Raw genomic sequence first — 16,968 nt, 5'->3', positions numbered from 1 at the left:
TTTATACCCCTAGCAACTTGCCCATATTGGACAGTGGTTCCGCTAGTGCATCCAAGTTCTGACTAAGCGTACGCACGTCTTCTTCGGTTAGTTTGTCATAAGTGACATAACCTTCGCCTTCTTTAAAGGGAGCAAGCTCCTTATCAAGTGCGGCAAAGCGTTCACCAATTTGTTTATCTAATTCAGCATCGTTTGCTGCAAGCTGTGGCTTAAGTAATTCATATATTTTGGCTGCGCCTTCTACATTGGCAGCGAAATCGTACAAATCCGTGCGAGAATATCGTTCCTCTTCACCCGTAACCTTGGAAGTGGAAACCTCGTTAAGCAATTCTACGGCCCCAGTCACAAGCAGGGAAGCATCAATCTCAACTGTTTCAACCAACGCACGAAGCAGTTTGGCATCGCTTAGCAGGCGGTCAGCATATTCTTGTTGACCCTCTGTTGTTTTATCTTCCCATAAGGCTTTTTCAATACGATGAAATCCACGCCACTCAGATTCTTCTACATCTCCATCACGAGCATCAATGTTAGGATCAAGGTCACCGAGAGCTTCGGCGATGGGTTCGATACGTTCATAATGCATACGAGCTGGTGCGTAGAGTGCTTTGGCGGTTTCAATGTCTCCGCTATTCACAGCATCAACAAATTTACCTGTTTGAGTTACGAAAGCATCACACTCTTGAATCACATAACTACGGTATTGATCAATGGCTTCTTTGAAGTCACCTTGCTGTGTACCTGCATCAGCTGCATCCACGGTTTCTGCTACATTGGTGGCTTCTTCTTTGACGATTGTAGATGAGTTATTATTGCTACTACCCTCAAGCTTGTTATTAGAATTGCAGGCTGAGAGAAGTAGAGCGGTAACTAGAATCGCAGTTGGAACGGTGTAACGATAGTTCATTTAACACACCCCTTATAATAGTTAAAATCATATGTATACAAAGATTAAATTTCCATAAATGATAATGATTATCACTTTCGTTAACAATCATAATCGGAAGCTGAATGGACGTCAATATAAATTATGATAAAAGTCACTGCTATATAGGTTATTATAAAAAAGTGAAGAATTATAAAGGGGAATTATCCTATATATTGAAATTAAGATAAAGATGATCGGAGGGGTATCCATGGAAAAATACATACTTGCACTGGACCAAGGAACGACGAGTTCTCGTGCTATTTTGTTTAATAAACAAGGCGGTATTGTACATGTAGCACAACGTGAGTTCCCGCAGTATTTTCCAAAATCGGGCTGGGTAGAGCAGAATCCCAATGAAATTTGGGGCTCCATTCTAGCTGTCATCGCTTCATGCCTATCGGAATCAGGAATTAAGCCAAAGCAGGTTGCTGGTATCGGGATTACGAATCAACGGGAGACTACCGTTGTTTGGGACAAGGAAACAGGGTATCCCGTTTATAATGCAATCGTCTGGCAATCACGGCAAACAGCAGAACTGTGTGAGGAGCTAAAGTCTGCTGGCTTAAATGATGTATTTCGTAAAAAGACAGGGCTATTAATCGATCCCTATTTCTCCGGAACAAAGGTTAAATGGATATTGGATCATGTTGAAGGTGCTAGAGAACGAGCGGTGAAGGGAGAATTGCTCTTCGGTACGATCGACTCTTGGTTAATATGGAAGCTATCGGGAGGAAATCTGCATGTCACTGATTACTCCAACGCTTCGCGAACGCTTATGTATAACATTCATGAACTTTGCTGGGATGACGAATTATTGGAATTGTTATCGATTCCCCATGCGATGCTTCCTGAGGTTCACTCCTCTTCCAAAGTATACGGAAATACGGATCCGCATCATTTCTTTGGGGAGGAAGTACCGATTGCTGGGGCTGCGGGGGATCAACAGGCGGCACTATTTGGTCAGACTTGCTTCGAACAAGGGATGGTCAAGACAACTTACGGCACAGGCTGCTTTATGTTGATGAATACAGGTAATAAGCCTGTTTCATCGGAGCATGGATTGATTACTTCAATTGCGTGGGGGATAAATGGTAGCGTTGAATACGTGCTGGAAGGAAGTGTTTTCGTCTCGGGTTCGGCTATTCAATGGTTGCGGGATGGTCTTCGAATGTTTCGTGATGCGAAGGATAGCGAGGCCTATGCTTTAAGAGTCGATTCTACGGAGGGTGTGTATGTTGTGCCTGCTTTTGTTGGGCTTGGAAGCCCTTATTGGGACAGTGATGTCCGGGGGGCTGTATTCGGTTTAACTAGAGGTACAACTAAAGAACATTTCATCCGTGCGACCTTGGAATCCATGGCCTACCAGACAATGGACATACTCACTGCAATGGAGAAGGATTCCGGATTTAAAGTGAGTACGATGCGTGTGGACGGAGGCGCAGTATCTAATTCGTTCTTGATGAAATTCCAGAGCGACATCCTTGATATTCCGGTGGAACGCCCTGTTATTCGTGAGACCACATCGCTTGGAGCAGCATATTTGGCAGGGCTAGCGGTCGGCTATTGGAATGATCGTGCTGAAATTTGCCAAACATGGAGTTTGGATCAGCGTTTCGAGCCCTCGATGACGACGGACACTAGAGCCAAGCTGTATGGTGGCTGGACCAAGGCGGTCCAAGCAGCGATGGCTTTTAAATAAGTTGGAATAACCCCAAGCCTATTTTGATCGCATAGCGCACCATTACTGATCTTTTTTCATAATATGTGTTGACTGTATCCCACCCTTGTTAAACCACAAAACCCGATCAAGGAGGGGTGACGCATTTTGAAAAGCAGCGATCGTAACAGCAAATTTCTGTTAACTCATCGTGAACGGGAAGTCTTCGAGCTACTCGTGCAGGATAAAACGACGCGCGACATTGCGGGCCAATTATTCATCAGCGAAAAAACCGTACGCAACCACATCTCCAATGTAATGCAGAAACTAAATGTCAAAGGTCGGGCGCAGGCGGTTGTCGAGCTGATCAAGCTTGGGGAACTAATAATCTGACGGTTTCTTCGGAACGCAGAAAACCGTAAGCCTTCTTTTCATCTCTATTCATTAGAGGGGGGAGAAGGTTTTTTGTTTGCACCAGGGTTGATGCATTTACCTCAAATTAAAAATATACAAAATGTGAGTAGTGGTGTAAAATTGCGTTAGACTTCATGGGGAGAGATAAGTAGCATTCATATCGTTGTATGTGAATTAATGCGCAAAGGTTCAGATTGCAGCTCACAGTCGTACAAGCCTGACTTTGTCTATGATGCCATGAGGTTATGAAAGATTATAAATATACAAAGAATTCAACAGGAGATGGAGGCAATTTAGATTCATGGAGACGAGAAAGAAAACAAAAACAATATTTTCACTGATGTTGGTAATGGCTTTGATTAGTATTAGTTTGGTTGCTTGTGGTTCAAATAAGAGTAGCAACACCGATAAGGCGTCGAGTGGTTCAACAGAGAATGCAACAACAGAAGATATAGCTCAGCTTAATCTGGGGCTGCTGCCGTCTATTGATGCGATTCCATTTATCATTGCGCATGAGCAAGGTTTTGATCAGCAACACGGAGTTAACTTAAATATCGAAACATTTAAAAGTGCCAAAGACCGCGATGTAGCTTTTCAAGCTGGTAAGCTAGATGGAATCAGTGCTGACTTGGTAGCATTAGCGATATATAATCAAGCGGGGTTAGATGTAAAGGCAACGAGTACAACCTTTGGTGAATTTGATTTGTTAACCGGCAATGATGAGATTAAAGAAGTGAAAGATTTAAAAGGAAAATCCGTTATTCTATCCAAGAATACTTCTACGGAATATACAGTAGCTACGATGCTGAAGCAGGCTGGTTTAAGTGAAGATGATATTAATATAACCGAAGTTCCACAGATTCCAACTAGATTAGAACTACTCAAGAATAAAAAATCAGATGCGGCAATCTTGCCAGAGCCTTTTGTGACCATGGGCAAATCATCAGGACTTCGTGTATTAAGCTCGACCATTCAAGCGGAAATCAATCCATTCATTCTAGCATTCACGCAAGAAGTCATTAGTGCAAAATCCAAAGAGATTACAGCGATGTATGCGGCATATGATGATGCGGTAGCCTATATGAAATCTCATGATCAAGCAGAATATATCGACCTGATCATTAAAGAGGTTGGTTATCCTGAGACACTTAAGGATGAGATTACAGTGCCTGAATATGTACCAGCTTATCAAGTAGATGAGAAGCAAGTAGAGGCAGCTTTCGCTTGGGCAAAAGAGAAAGGATTATTAAGCAAAGACATTTCACCAGAAGAAGTGATCTCGGATGTCGTATTCAAAAAATAAGGGGTTAGAAATAAAAGGTGTAACTGTGGAGTATCCAGGAGGGCAATGTGCGCTTGGACATATTGATTTATGTCTACCAGAGCATAGTATCTATACGGTAATCGGCCCTTCCGGCTGTGGTAAATCCACCTTATTACGCTCTATTGCCGGTCTAATATGTTCATACACAGGAGATATATTGTTCAATGGTTTATCTCTGCGTGAGCAAGGCACGGCTCTTATAGGACTTGTACCACAAAATTACGGACTTCTTCCCTGGAAGACGGTCCAATCCAATATTCGAATGGCGATGAAGATTAGCGATTCAGGCCGTCAAACCAAGCAGCAGCAAGAGCAACAAATCATCAATTGGCTCGCGGCCATGGGGATTGCAGAATTGGCTCAGCGCTATCCCCTGTCTCTAAGTGGTGGGCAGCAGCAACGGGTAGCTCTTGCTAGAGCATTTGCTATTTTACCTGAGATCATGCTGTTGGATGAACCCTTCTCGGCACTTGACGCCATAACTCGTGAAGAGATTCAGACCCTATTCCTGGAGAATTGGATTTCTCATCCGACGACGGCATTATTTGTGACCCATGATGTAGAAGAAGCGATTCTGCTTGGCGAGAAAATTGTGATTATGTCCTCCAATAAGGAGGAATCTCCTGTCATTATGGATAATCCCGTGTTTCATATCACGCATGAAGATAAGCGAGACAGTGATGAGTTCTTTCAACAGAGTAAGAGAATCAGAAAGGTAATGCAGGAGAAATGGTGAAAAATAGACGGATTCTTCATCTAATAAGACTATTGTGTGTTTTTTTAGGAATGAATGTGATTTGGTATCTTCTCTATGTCATTATTAATAAGACGATTCTTCCTAATCCACTAGACGTTTACGCATCTATGTTGCATTTGGATGGCAAGGAAATCGCAATTCATATAGGTTATAGTTTGTTTCGGGTATTTGTGGGGGTTGTATTAGCATTAATCCTTGGGCTATCTGTAGGTATTCTGATGGGACGTTCTCCGCGTTGGAATAAGATATTGGACCCTGTCGTTTATTTAACCTATCCGATTCCCAAAATCGCCTTATTACCTGTTGTTATGTTGTTTTTTGGACTGGGTGAGACTTCGAAAATCTTGATGATTATGTTGATTTTACTCTTTCAAATCATTATATCTGTTCGTGATGGCGTTAAAGCGATACCGAATGATACGTACGATGTCCTCAGTAGCATTGGAGCGGGGAAGGTACAGAAATTTTGGCATGTTACCTTGCCAGGTGCATTATCCGTAATTCTGAGTACGATTCGTATTTCACTCGGAACGGCGATATCGGTATTATTTTTTACTGAGATTTACGGTACCGAATATGGCATGGGGTATTTTATTATGGATGCTTGGCTCCGGATGAACTATTCAGAAATGTATGCGGGTATTATGTTATTTAGCTTGGTAGGATTCTTATTATTTCTATGTGTGGATGTTCTCGAACATAGATTTATGAAGTGGCGACAATAAAGATAGATTAGCCTTCTTGAACTTCTCATGATATGGGGAGGGAGAGAAGGCTTTTTTTGATTTAGAATGTTGAGTCTTTTGGAAAAAAAGTCGGACGAATGAAGGTTATCTATATTATTATTTAGTCATCTCGAGATGATTATAAGGAGTGCCTCCAATTGAACTACTACGAGCGCATACAAAGATCTATAGACTACATCGAAAATAATTTGGAGAATAAAATCGATATTCAAAACGCTGCACAAGAATCATATATGTCACTGTCTAATTATTATAGGATGTTCTTTGCGCTCGTAGGGTACACGGTAAAGGAATACATTAGATGCCGCAGAATCAGTCTGGCTGCCCATTTTATAGCGAACAGTAATACTCCCATAATCGATATAGCTGTTATGTACGATTTTGAGAGTGGGGATTCTTTTTCCAGGGCTTTCAAACGAATTACAGGTTACATACCAAGCGAGTTCAGAAGGCTGAACAAACAGTATCATTTTGAAAGGGTGAATATATTGGACAAATATTTTGATATTCAGGATAAAGAGCTACTGGATAAATACCCTGATATTAAGGTTCTCAAAGAACTGGAACCGATGAAAGTTGCTTATTATTGTTATTTTGGAAAAGAACCTGAGCATGGGGCTTTTACCGTCATGATCGATTGGTTGAATAACAGTGGACTAGACATAAACAAACAGAAATTGCGTATTTTCGGTTATAATAATCCGAGTCCAACCTCACCTGATCAAAAGGAATATGGATATGAGGTTTGTGTAACCATTGATGATTCTGTGGTTGTCAACGATGATAAGGTTCAGACCAAGATGTTAAGTGGCGGTCTTTATGCGGTCGTAAGTGTAGGTCAGGAGAACAACGGCGATTTAGGAGAGGAAATTGCTAAAGCCTGGGGGCGCTTTAATAACTGGATGAAAGACAGTAAATATGTGTATGGCGGATTTCAATGGTTAGAAGAACATCTAGGATTTGATGATCATGGTAATCATACCGGTGGAATAGAATTATATATGCCTGTCAAACAAAAATAACACCACGAATAAAGCAGCCCTATTATGGGGCTGCTTTATTCGTGCGTTCTATATACTTAGAGTGATTTCAAATACTCGACAATGGTCAGCATCCCTTTATCGAAATTCTCCAAGTTAAAATGTTCATTTGGAGCATGCAGATTTTCATCTGGGAGTCCAAATCCCATCATAACAGCTGGAGCTGATAATACCCGGGATAAGGTCTCAACGATTGGAATAGAGCCGCCATCTTTTGTGAATAGGGCACGTGTTCCATAGACGCGCGCATAGGCATCTGCTGCTTTTTGTAACATGGGATCTGAAGGGTCAATATTAAATGCATTGGCTCTTTCTCCTTGCACTACGGTGACCTTAGCTCCAGTTTGAATATTTGCTTGTAAGTGACGTTCGATCTTATCCAGCATGCCCTGAGGATCTTGTTGTCCTACTAACCGACAAGTAATCTTAGCATGTGCTTCTTTAGGAATAACCGTCTTTGAACCTTCACCTTGGAAACCGCCATATACTCCGTTCAATTCGAGAGTTGGACGAGCTCCCGTTCTTTCTACGAAGGAGTAACCTTCTTCCCCGTACAATGATTCAAGTCCGAGGCTCGCTTTTAATTTATCATCACTAAAGTTTTGTTTAGCAAATTCCGCTCTCATTTCTTCCGTGAGAACCGGTACGCCTTCGTAAAATCCCTCTACTGCGACGCGGCCTTGTTCATCATGAAGTGAAGTTAACAGTGAAACGAGCGCATGAAGTGCGTTGGGAACACCGCCACCGAATGTACCGGAATGAAGATCTGTATTCGCAGTATGTACGGTAACCTCTAGTGAGCACAACCCACGAAGTCCCGTGCAAATGGCTGGTTTACCCGGTTCAAGTAAGGAAGTGTCTGAGATCAGAATAACGTCTGCAGCCAGCATCTCAGAATGAGATTCCAAGAAGGCAGGCAGACTAGGACTGGATATTTCCTCCTCACCCTCGATACAAAATTTGATGTTGATTGGCAATTTGTTCTCTTCTTTAAGAATCGCTTCTACCGCCTTGATATGAAGGAAAAGTTGACCTTTATCATCCGTTGCACCACGTGCGTACAATTTTCCATCGCGGATCGTAGGCTCGAATGGTGGTGTTTCCCATAGGTGAAGTGGATCGACAGGTTGAACGTCATAATGACCGTATACCAATACGGTAGGGCAACCAGGAGCCTGTAAATGTTCTGCGTAAATTACGGGATTTCCTGTCGTAGGATGGATCTCAACTTTGTCCATACCTGCCTTGCGAAGTTGATCAGCTATCCAGTTCGCTGCTTGAGTAATATCTGATTTGTGCTCGGATAGTGCAGAAATACTAGGAATTCTAAGCAGTTCTTTAAGCTCGTCTAAGTGTTGTTCTCTGTGTTGTTGAAAATAAGTTTCATAATTCATGGTTGTCATATCCTCCCGAACTTGATTTACCACATTATTTTACTACTTTTCAGCACATAAAAGAAATCGCTTGATGTGAAGTAGATATGTTTCTTAAAAGAAAATTAAAAAACATATCATCCTTTTTAATTTTTATTTAATGTTTAGTTTGAGTTATTCTGTTAAAGTCTTTAATGAGAACTTTGATTTTAGTTTCATAATATGAAGGGAGTCACATTACAAATGGAAGATAAAGATAAAAAAGATTTAGAAGCACAACAGGGGGGAGATAATACAGATAACGAGACTGTGGAACATGATCAAGAGACTGTAGAACAAGAAGCTGCAGATCATGAACTTGTAGAGCAAGAAGTTGTAGAGCAAGAGGCTGTAGAAGAAGTCGTAGATCAAGAAGGACAAGCTCTACCTGAAGCGGAACTATCTGCAGATGCACCGCAAGATGGTGTCGAAGGTGAATCGCAAAGAACCTTAGATCCTTCAGTGTTTGCCATCCCTACAAGTTCTGAAAACCAAAAGCCTGCTGTTCCTGGTAAGGCTTGGGCGATCGCTTCTCTTGTACTTGCTGTACTGCTCGTTATTGTATTAATCAAACCACCGTTTGGAAATAGTAAGTCGAAAGTAGTTGCTACCGTAAACGGATCAAAGATTACCCAAGATGATCTTTATGAAAAGCTAGTCGATGCAAATGGAGCAGCGACGCTTGAAGATCTCATTACAAAAGAACTTTTAGACCAAGAAGTAGCAAAAGCGAAGATAACAATTACAGATGCTGATATTGAGAAAGAATTCCAAGGATATATTGATAACTTTGGTTCAATGGAGGCTCTCGAACAAGCGATGGCTCAAGCTGGATTAACTGAAGACATTTTGAGAGAGAATATTGAAATAAACTTGAAAATGACTAAGTTGCTTGAACCACAAATTACAGTTACCGATGATGAAATTAATCAAACGTTTGAAACCTACAAAGATTCTTTTAATACACCTGAACAGGTTCGTGCATCGGTAATTTTGGTTAAGACTGAAGCAGAGGCGAACGACATTATTAAAGAACTCAAGGGCGGCGCGGACTTTGCCGAGTTAGCAAAGACTAAGTCACTTGACGAAGCGACGAAAGCCAATGGTGGAGATACTGGTTTCTTTGCAAAAGAAGAGCAAGAAGAAGCTTTATCAGAGGCTGCATTTAAGCTCGAAAAAGATGAGATTAGTGGCGCTGTGAAGACAAGCGAAGGATACCACGTTATTAAGCTGACGGATCGGAAAGAAGCACATACGGCTACACTCGAAGAAAAGAAAGAAGAAATTCGTAAGAGTCTTGTAGGACAACAAGTATCTTCAATGTCTGGTACATGGCTTCAAGATATCCGGAGTAAAGCTAAGATTACGAATACGTTAACTGATGCAGAGGATACTAATGAAGAAGTAAGTTCAGAGGTGCCAGCGGAATAAGTTAATTAATTGTAGACCCATATGGATTAGCAGTGAAAGGCTTTATCAGCTTTCGCTGCTTTTTTCTATGTTTTATATCTATAATAGAGGGTTTGAGTTTACTAATTGAAGATGTACAATAAAAGACATAGGAAATGAAGAATAAGGTGAAAGAGTATAGTAACACGTAAACCAAGGGGGAGATAGATACATAACGGGATGGCCCGCCATTCCATGGCAGTTGTGGAGACAGGGTAAGATATAATTGGCGTCGAGAAAGATGAAGAAAATCACAACGTACTTAAGGAGATTGCTAGAATGCTAAAGCCGGGTGGACAATTTATTATCGATTTTCTTAATCCTTCCTACATAGAAGTTCATTTAGTTCCTCATTCGACTCGCATGATCATAGTGGGGATTCTTTCATGAAGATGACTCCAGATATTCAGGCGTGGGAAGAAGAGGATATTACGAGGATCCGTATTTCCATGGCTCCTCCATTACGGTGGGTGAATAGTTACGTTCTTCGTGGACCCGAGGGGATAACGATTGTTGATCCTGGTCCACATACGGAGACAACGGAAGCGGAATGGACAGCTGCATGGCGTGAGCTGGGAATTGTTCCTCAAGATATTGTTGCGGTTGTCCTGACCCATCATCATCCCGATCACTATGGTCTAGCAGGGTATATTCAGTCTCTAACTGGAGCTCCAGTCTACATGTCTCACCGTGCTCACGAAGAGACGCTAAGAATGTGGGGTAAGGATAGTGTTATGGGCGAAGAGCTCCCACGGTTATACCGACTTCATGGTATGCCGTCGTTATGGAGTGATCAGCTTGAGGAGCATTTGGATGGTTTTATCCCCCAAGTAACGCCGTCGCCACAAATAACCTATGTAACTGAAGGCAGTTATGTCTTGATGGGTGGACGGAAATGGCGGGCCATTGAGAGTGCTGGTCACGCACCAGGTCATTTATCCTTCTATGACATCGAACGAGGATTGATGTTGTGTGGTGATGCCGTACTACCGCAAATTTCTCCTAATGTGAGTCTTTTACCGGGAAGTGATCCACAGCCTCTGCGCTCTTTCCTAGACTCGTTGGTCAAGCTGGGGGCTTATGATGTGAGATTAGCCTTCCCAGGGCATCGCAATCCATTTTCTCATTTTGCGGAGCGTACCAAGGCGCTCATTTCACATCATGAAGAAAGATTATCCCACATTGAATCATTACTCCAAATATCTCCGCAAAGCGGTTTCGAGGTTTGTACTGCCCTATTTGGTAATGAGCTTGGTATTCATCAAATGCGTTTTGCAATGTCAGAAGCTTTGGCTCATCTCGTTCATCTTGTTGACCAAGGGCGCATAGCAGCGGAAGCACCGATTGCTGAGGATGGTGTAGTTTTGTTCACTCCATTAAAATAAACATAGGTATTTGAAGAGCGACGGGGGTTTATGGTCGCTCTTCTTTGTGTTGTTCATGAAGTAAAATAAATTTAAACCGGATTTTTTAATATTAACGTTTACAAAGTAATAATTTCCAACTATAATAAAGAAAAAAACCATTTATTTTTTATAAAAAGGAGATAAAATCCTCCTAAGTGTATAAAAGTGCAGCTGTCGGCATATTTTTTTTGATTCACACAGGAGAAAATATTCACTTATTATTTTATCAATCGGAGAATTATTCCGCAATATGGAGGACTGTCTTATGTTACATCCAATCATTCAATCATTTAAAGGTGGACTCATTGTTTCCTGTCAGGCCCTTGAGGGTGAGCCCTTTTTTGGCAGTGACTACATGGCCCGGTTTGCCCTGTCGGCTGAAATGGGAAAAGCAGTTGGAATTCGGGCGAATACGCCTCAGGATATTGCGGCGATAAAGGTAGTAACGAAGCTGCCCCTAATAGGATTGTGGAAGAAGGATTATGTTGGTTCCGATGTTTACATAACTCCAACTTTGAAAGAAGTTGAAGGTGTAATTGCTGCTGGAGCAGATATTGTGGCAATGGATGCTACTCGTTGTGATCGGCCGGGTGGGATTAAGTTATCAGATCTCGTCAAGGAAATAAGAGAGAAATATCAGGTTCTGCTGATGGCCGATGTATCTACGGTAGAAGAGGGAGTGGAAGCTGAAAAGCTTGGATTCGATCTTATTTCAACTACATTGTCTGGTTACACTGCTCATAGCCCTCAAAGCGAGGAGCCTGATATCCAATTAATCGCTGACTTGAGCCAAAGAGTTAAGATCCCAGTACTAGCTGAGGGAAGAATTCATAGTCCTGAACAGGCTTTGCAAAGTCTCCGAGCAGGAGCATATGCAGTAGTTATTGGTGGTGCAATTACTCGGCCTCATTCGATCACAAAAAAATATACAGATGCAATACTTCAATATGAAAGTGTTACTAAAAGTTGAATGTATATGACATGAGAGGGGTGATGGCTGTTTTCAAATTTAGAATTGAAAGCGTTAATAATCTATTTTGATACTAAAAGGGAGGTTTTACTATGAAGCACAGTAGAAGATTAACAGGTATTTTATCAACATTATTACTATCCACCGCCGTATTATCTGGTTGTTCTGGAGGAGAGAAGGATAAGCCCGCTGCGGACGGGCCTAAGGGAGATGGGGAAAAGGTAACGATTACGGTATGGGATAACTATGGAGCGACAACACCGATTAAACCCTTGATTCCTAAATTTGAAGCGGAGTATCCAAATATTAAAGTAGATTTTCAAGAGCAGCCCTGGGATAATTTCTGGGACAAAATGGCTGCGGCAGCGTCTGGAGGAGATACACCTGATATCGCGACAACTGGGCTCATGTGGAATCCAAAATATACAGTATTCGGATTATTCGCAGATTTGAAACCGCTATCAGGTGGGAAAGTAAACGGGAGCGATATTAATACGGTATACAGTGAAGGGATGATCCAAGCAGCAACAACAGAACAAGGTCTTTTCGGTATTCCATATGATTTTGATTCATATTCCCTCTATTACCGTAGCGATTTGCTCCAAGAGGAAGGAATTACTGCACCTCCAGCAACATGGGATGAAATGGTCGAAGTTGGTAAGAAGTTGACTAAGGACTTGGATGGTGACGGTAAAACGGATCAGTACGCCTTTCTTGTGATGCCGGACTGGTATCATTACGAGCCGTTCTTATATGCAAATGGAGGAAAGGTGCTCAGCGAGGATAACAAAAAGGCAGTTTTCAACAGCCCGGAAGGTGTAGAAGCGTTGCAATTCTATGCGGACTTGGTGAATAAACATAAAATTGCTGTGAACTGGACTGCTGATCGTGGTAGTTACGTAGCTGGTCTCAAGGATGGTACTATTGCCATGTTCCAAGATGGCCCATATGTAATGGGATTGATCAAGAACAGCAACCCTGAGCAAGAAGGTAAATGGAAAGTTTCAGATGCAATCAGCAATAAACAATATGGTACGCACATCGGCGGAACTTACCTCAGTATCTTCGAAAAATCACAGCACAAAGAAGAAGCTTGGAAGTTCATCGAGTTCTTAAGCCGTGAGGAAAATGCAATTCAAATTTATAAGACATCAGGAGCGGCCCCAGGTTACTTACCAGCATTAGAATCCGAGGAAGTGAATTCTCCAGATCCATTCTTTGGAGGTGAAGTGCCTATGAATGTGTTCAAGAAGGCCGTTGAGAAAGGAACACCGAATCCTATCGTTAGCTCATGGCAAGAGATCAGCCAAGTCATTTCCGATGCAATAGCCAAAGCAGTTATGAACGAAGCTACTCCGCAAGAAGCACTTGATGAAGCTGCTGAACAAGTAAATTCAATCCTGGCACAAGAGTAAAAGGAAGAATGCAAGTGTAGTCTGTTGAATGTTGGGGGCGAGATTGTAAAAATCCGCCCTTTAACTGAAAGGATGAAAAATATGAGTGGAAACTCGATGGTCGGTTCAGAGAACAAGTTCCTCCCTAAATTTCGTAGTTTAGCCAAGGAGGTAAGAAAAAGCAAAGAAGCTTATTTGTTCATACTAATCCCGGTCGCGTTGTTAATTGTTTTTAGCCTGATTCCGATGATTTATGGTTTTTTGATGAGTTTTACAAATTGGAACGGATTGCAGCCAGCTAAATTTATTGGAATCGAGAACTATACGAAAATCCTACAGAACAAGGATTTTCACAAAGCCTTACTCAATACGGTTAAATTTGCCATAGTCAGTCTTATTGGCGGGATGGGCTTGGCTCTCATTCTGGCTTTGGCTATTGATAAGTTAACTCGTTTCCAGAGTTTCTTCAAAGTCACATACTTTATTCCTGTCATTACGCCTATGGTTGTTGTTTCATTGGTTTGGACATTGATTTATAACGAAAAGGGTCTGTTAAATTATTTTCTAGGTAGCTTTGGTTTGGATTCCGTTGGATGGTTGACGGATAAAAGGATTGCCATGTATTCCATTATCGCAACCAGTGTTTGGCAGGGCTTAGGGTTTTCGATGATTGTGTTTCTAGCAGCACTACAGAAAATACCAGAGCATTTGTATGAAGCGGCAAAAATTGATGGGGCTAACGCCTTTCAATCCTTTCGCAATGTAACTATACCAGGATTGAAGGATACACTTGCTTTTCTACTCATCTATGGTGTTATCGGGGCATTTAACGTGTTTGATCAAATTTATGTCATGACAAATGGTGGGCCAGTTAAAGCAACTGAAACGATTGTTTTCCAAATTTTCTCTAATTTCAGATATTTAAAGCTAGGTTACACCTCGGCCTTATCGTATGTCTTTTTATTCATGCTATTAATCATTTCTCTTATCCAATTTAAAGTGATTTATAAGAAGGAAGAATGAGGTAAACGATATGGGAGAATTCCGGAAAAAGAAAATCAGTTTATTTTTCATATACTTGTTCCTGAGCGCAGGTTTGATTCTAAACTTAGCTCCGCTTGCATGGATGCTATCGACTTCATTTAAACCAGGGAGTGAAGTATTCCGGTTTCCACCGAAGTGGATTCCAGATTCTCTGGATTGGACGAATTATAAAAAAGTATTCTCAATGATTCCGTTTGAAAGATATTACATCAACAGCATCGTCGTGGCCATCTTGCTCACAGGTGTCACTGTATTGCTCTGTACGATGGCGGGATATGCTTTTGCCAAAATGAAATTCCCTGGTAAGAACGGTTTGTTTATGTTATTTCTGATTACATTGATGATCCCGTTCCAAGCGACGATGATTCCATTATTTCGTATGGTTTCTAGCTTTGGCTGGATTGATACGTATCAAGGCTTGATTCTTCCCCAAATATCAACAGCCTTTGGTATTTTTCTAATTCGGCAGTTTATGTTGTCCATGCCGGATGCGATTCTTGAGGCTGCTACAATTGATGGCAGTACACAGCTTCGCACCTTTTGGAAAATTGTTGTACCGATGAACAGAGGAGCAATGGCAACCTTGGCCATATTCACATTTAATACAGCCTGGAATAACTTACTCTGGCCGCTGCTTGTGACCAACAGAGAGCAGATGCGTACGCTTCCTGTAGGAATGGCTTTATTCCGTTCATCAAGAGATATCGATTGGACTGCCATTATGGCGGGCTCGGTTATGTCATTGATTCCGATGATTATCTTGTTCTTGCTCATGCAGAAGCAATTTATTCGTGGAATTACAGCTGGTGCTGTGAAGGAATAACTGGTGTAGATGTTTGAACATTACTATTGAGGTTGGTGCTTGAAATGACAACAAAAGTAATATATTTGCCTTTAGATGAAAGACCATGTAACTGGCTCTATCCTCAGCAGCTAGCTGCGTTGACTGATTTGCAAATGATCGTTCCTCCTCTTGAGAAGCTTGGAAATAAGAAGCAGCGGGCTGAACTTCAGGAGATTAGCTCCTGGCTGGAGGAACAGTCTAGCAACGCCGATGTGGTAATCATCTCTTTGGATATGCTTGTACACGGCGGGATTGTTCCATCGCGATTGCACCACGAGTCCTTGGAGGCTTGTCGTGAACGATTGATGGTCCTGCACAAGTTAAAACAAGACAATCCAAGTTTACGGATTTATGCCTTTAATCTTATTACCAGAGTTCCCGCATACTCTAGCAGTGAAGAAGAACCGGACTATTATGATCAGGTCGGTAGAGAGATTTATGAACTTGGTTGGTTGAGTGATAAGAGTGAAAGTGTGGGCTTGAACGATGAAGAGCAGACTCGTTTGAACGAAGTATTGGCTGCCATTCCTGAAGATGTACTTCAGGATTACCGTACAAGACGGGGAGTTAATGCAAAGATCAATGAACTTGCTTTGGAGCTGACGGAGAAGGGAATAATTGATTATTTAATCATCCCACTAGATGACAACTCTCAATACGGTTTTAGTGCTATGGAGCAGCGTGCCCTGACGATCCGAACAGAGCTTGCGGGTCTGTCCCATCGCGTGGCGATTTATCCGGGTGCTGATGAGATTGGATGTACCTTATTTGCTAGAGTATTTTGTGAGGTCAAGAACTATACTCCATCACTATTTGTGAGATATTCATCTTCAAAGGGGCCTTTGTGTATTCCTAAATATGAGGATCGTAGTCTAAACGAGAGTATAAAAGCACATCTTACTTCAGCTGGAGCTGTTATGGCTGACGCTTCAAATGAGGCGGACTGCATCCTCATGGTCCATTCTCCGGCTATTGGGCAGAGTGAAATGGCGGAGACGGGTACGCCGATAGAGGATCGACATCGATCCTATTTCTCGGAGATTAATACCCGGGAGTTTGTACAGGCTATGAAGTATTATCTGGATGCTGGACGTTTGGTTATGCTTGCCGATGTGGCCCTATGTAATGGTGGGGATCATTTACTTATGAATCTTCTACACCATTCGAAGATGCTTGGCCGAATAGGAGGTTATGCTGCATGGAACACCTCCGGTAATTCTCTTGGGACTGTGATCTCGCATGGAGTTATTCAATCTTATTATCAATCCCGTGAACTAAAGGCTGACTCTTCTCATCAACGGAGTAAGCTGTTCTATGTTTCTAGATTAATCGAAGACTGGGGATATCAAGCGTTGGTTCGACAAGCGGTATGTGATAACCATCTCCCTGAATTGGGCGCCTCTTATTTTGAATTATCCCATGTTCTTGATGAGGTCTGCGATATCATCGAGCAGAAGTTGAATGACTTTGTGAAGATGTATTTACAAGACGATGTTGTTAAGAATGTTGTTGTGCGCAATGTATCCCTCCCTTGGACACGGATGTTTGAATTAGGCTTCTCGCTGGAAATAGGAGGTGCGTAGCGG

At 41.9% G+C, this 16,968-nt stretch carries 15 protein-coding genes and 1 pseudogene; 14 read left to right on the top strand and 2 right to left on the bottom strand.

Features of this window, described 5'->3' with window-relative positions; translation table 11 throughout:
- Position 1: 1 nt before the first annotated feature.
- Positions 2-904 (bottom strand): iron uptake system protein EfeO, encoded by a 903-nt coding sequence (gene efeO / locus IEW05_RS19660; protein ID WP_188541581.1) that lies wholly within the window; start codon positions 902-904, stop codon positions 2-4.
- Positions 905-1,133: 229 nt separating this feature from the next.
- Between efeO and glpK the strand changes: the two genes are divergently transcribed.
- From glpK to IEW05_RS19630, 6 genes are all read left to right on the top strand, one after another.
- The gene (gene glpK, locus IEW05_RS19655) at positions 1,134-2,624 is read left to right on the top strand and encodes a glycerol kinase GlpK (protein WP_188541580.1); all 1,491 of its coding nucleotides are present in this window, start codon (positions 1,134-1,136) and stop codon (positions 2,622-2,624) included.
- 126 nt (positions 2,625-2,750) lie between these two features.
- Positions 2,751-2,975, top strand: a complete 225-nt coding sequence (locus IEW05_RS19650) for a helix-turn-helix domain-containing protein (RefSeq protein ID WP_188541579.1) — start codon at positions 2,751-2,753, stop codon at positions 2,973-2,975.
- Between the two features lie 322 nt (positions 2,976-3,297).
- Complete coding sequence (locus tag IEW05_RS19645; RefSeq protein WP_188541578.1) at positions 3,298-4,299, top strand: ABC transporter substrate-binding protein; 1,002 nt, start codon at positions 3,298-3,300, stop codon at positions 4,297-4,299.
- On the top strand, positions 4,280-5,056 hold the full coding sequence (locus tag IEW05_RS19640; RefSeq protein ID WP_188541577.1) for an ABC transporter ATP-binding protein: 777 nt from the start codon (positions 4,280-4,282) through the stop codon (positions 5,054-5,056). Before IEW05_RS19645 ends, IEW05_RS19640 begins: the two co-directional genes overlap by 20 nt.
- Before the next feature lie 50 nt (positions 5,057-5,106).
- Positions 5,107-5,802 carry an ABC transporter permease gene (locus tag IEW05_RS19635; protein ID WP_229753557.1) on the top strand — a complete coding sequence of 232 codons (696 nt, stop codon included), beginning with the start codon at positions 5,107-5,109 and terminating at the stop codon, positions 5,800-5,802.
- A gap of 158 nt (positions 5,803-5,960) precedes the next feature.
- Positions 5,961-6,845, top strand: a complete 885-nt coding sequence (locus IEW05_RS19630; RefSeq protein ID WP_188541575.1) for an AraC family transcriptional regulator — start codon at positions 5,961-5,963, stop codon at positions 6,843-6,845.
- Positions 6,846-6,901: 56 nt separating this feature from the next.
- Here IEW05_RS19630 and IEW05_RS19625 read toward each other — a convergent pair whose 3' ends face one another.
- Entirely contained in the window at positions 6,902-8,257 is a 1,356-nt protein-coding gene (locus IEW05_RS19625; RefSeq protein ID WP_188541574.1) for a dipeptidase, read from the bottom strand.
- A gap of 222 nt (positions 8,258-8,479) precedes the next feature.
- On the opposite strand from IEW05_RS19625, the gene IEW05_RS19620 reads away from it, so the two are divergent.
- From IEW05_RS19620 to IEW05_RS19590, 8 genes and pseudogenes are all read left to right on the top strand, one after another.
- Positions 8,480-9,706, top strand: a complete 1,227-nt coding sequence (locus tag IEW05_RS19620) for a peptidylprolyl isomerase (protein ID WP_188541573.1) — start codon at positions 8,480-8,482, stop codon at positions 9,704-9,706.
- Between the two features lie 252 nt (positions 9,707-9,958).
- A pseudogene (locus IEW05_RS25835) lies at positions 9,959-10,087 on the top strand (class I SAM-dependent methyltransferase); the annotation flags it as partial.
- Between the two features lie 23 nt (positions 10,088-10,110).
- Complete coding sequence (locus tag IEW05_RS19615) at positions 10,111-11,109, top strand: MBL fold metallo-hydrolase (protein ID WP_188541572.1); 999 nt, start codon at positions 10,111-10,113, stop codon at positions 11,107-11,109.
- Between the two features lie 286 nt (positions 11,110-11,395).
- Complete coding sequence (locus IEW05_RS19610) at positions 11,396-12,100, top strand: N-acetylmannosamine-6-phosphate 2-epimerase (RefSeq protein WP_188541571.1); 705 nt, start codon at positions 11,396-11,398, stop codon at positions 12,098-12,100.
- A 92-nt stretch (positions 12,101-12,192) separates the two neighbouring features.
- A complete protein-coding gene (locus tag IEW05_RS19605) occupies positions 12,193-13,515 on the top strand; it encodes an ABC transporter substrate-binding protein (RefSeq protein ID WP_188541570.1) in 1,323 nt (440 codons plus the stop codon).
- A gap of 81 nt (positions 13,516-13,596) precedes the next feature.
- Complete coding sequence (locus IEW05_RS19600) at positions 13,597-14,517, top strand: carbohydrate ABC transporter permease (RefSeq protein WP_188541569.1); 921 nt, start codon at positions 13,597-13,599, stop codon at positions 14,515-14,517.
- A 10-nt stretch (positions 14,518-14,527) separates the two neighbouring features.
- The gene (locus tag IEW05_RS19595) at positions 14,528-15,361 is read left to right on the top strand and encodes a carbohydrate ABC transporter permease (protein WP_188541568.1); all 834 of its coding nucleotides are present in this window, start codon (positions 14,528-14,530) and stop codon (positions 15,359-15,361) included.
- 44 nt (positions 15,362-15,405) lie between these two features.
- The gene (locus IEW05_RS19590; protein ID WP_188541567.1) at positions 15,406-16,965 is read left to right on the top strand and encodes a DUF4127 family protein; all 1,560 of its coding nucleotides are present in this window, start codon (positions 15,406-15,408) and stop codon (positions 16,963-16,965) included.
- Positions 16,966-16,968 lie beyond the last annotated feature (3 nt).

Origin of the sequence: Paenibacillus segetis (genome assembly GCF_014639155.1) — a bacterium.
Classification (GTDB): domain Bacteria; phylum Bacillota; class Bacilli; order Paenibacillales; family Paenibacillaceae; genus Fontibacillus; species Fontibacillus segetis.
This window is presented reverse-complemented; position numbering and strand designations above follow the sequence as displayed.

Coding starts and splice junctions, on each gene's coding strand:
- IEW05_RS19610 (WP_188541571.1), top strand. CDS start 11,396: ATGTTACATCCAATCATTCAATCATTTAAAGGTGGACTCATTGTTTCC.
- IEW05_RS19615 (WP_188541572.1), top strand. CDS start 10,111: ATGAAGATGACTCCAGATATTCAGGCGTGGGAAGAAGAGGATATTACG.
- IEW05_RS19600 (WP_188541569.1), top strand. CDS start 13,597: ATGAGTGGAAACTCGATGGTCGGTTCAGAGAACAAGTTCCTCCCTAAA.
- IEW05_RS19645 (WP_188541578.1), top strand. CDS start 3,298: ATGGAGACGAGAAAGAAAACAAAAACAATATTTTCACTGATGTTGGTA.
- efeO (WP_188541581.1), bottom strand. CDS start 904: ATGAACTATCGTTACACCGTTCCAACTGCGATTCTAGTTACCGCTCTA.
- glpK (WP_188541580.1), top strand. CDS start 1,134: ATGGAAAAATACATACTTGCACTGGACCAAGGAACGACGAGTTCTCGT.
- IEW05_RS19590 (WP_188541567.1), top strand. CDS start 15,406: ATGACAACAAAAGTAATATATTTGCCTTTAGATGAAAGACCATGTAAC.
- IEW05_RS19620 (WP_188541573.1), top strand. CDS start 8,480: ATGGAAGATAAAGATAAAAAAGATTTAGAAGCACAACAGGGGGGAGAT.
- IEW05_RS19625 (WP_188541574.1), bottom strand. CDS start 8,257: ATGAATTATGAAACTTATTTTCAACAACACAGAGAACAACACTTAGAC.
- IEW05_RS19640 (WP_188541577.1), top strand. CDS start 4,280: ATGTCGTATTCAAAAAATAAGGGGTTAGAAATAAAAGGTGTAACTGTG.
- IEW05_RS19635 (WP_229753557.1), top strand. CDS start 5,107: ATGAATGTGATTTGGTATCTTCTCTATGTCATTATTAATAAGACGATT.
- IEW05_RS19595 (WP_188541568.1), top strand. CDS start 14,528: ATGGGAGAATTCCGGAAAAAGAAAATCAGTTTATTTTTCATATACTTG.
- IEW05_RS19605 (WP_188541570.1), top strand. CDS start 12,193: ATGAAGCACAGTAGAAGATTAACAGGTATTTTATCAACATTATTACTA.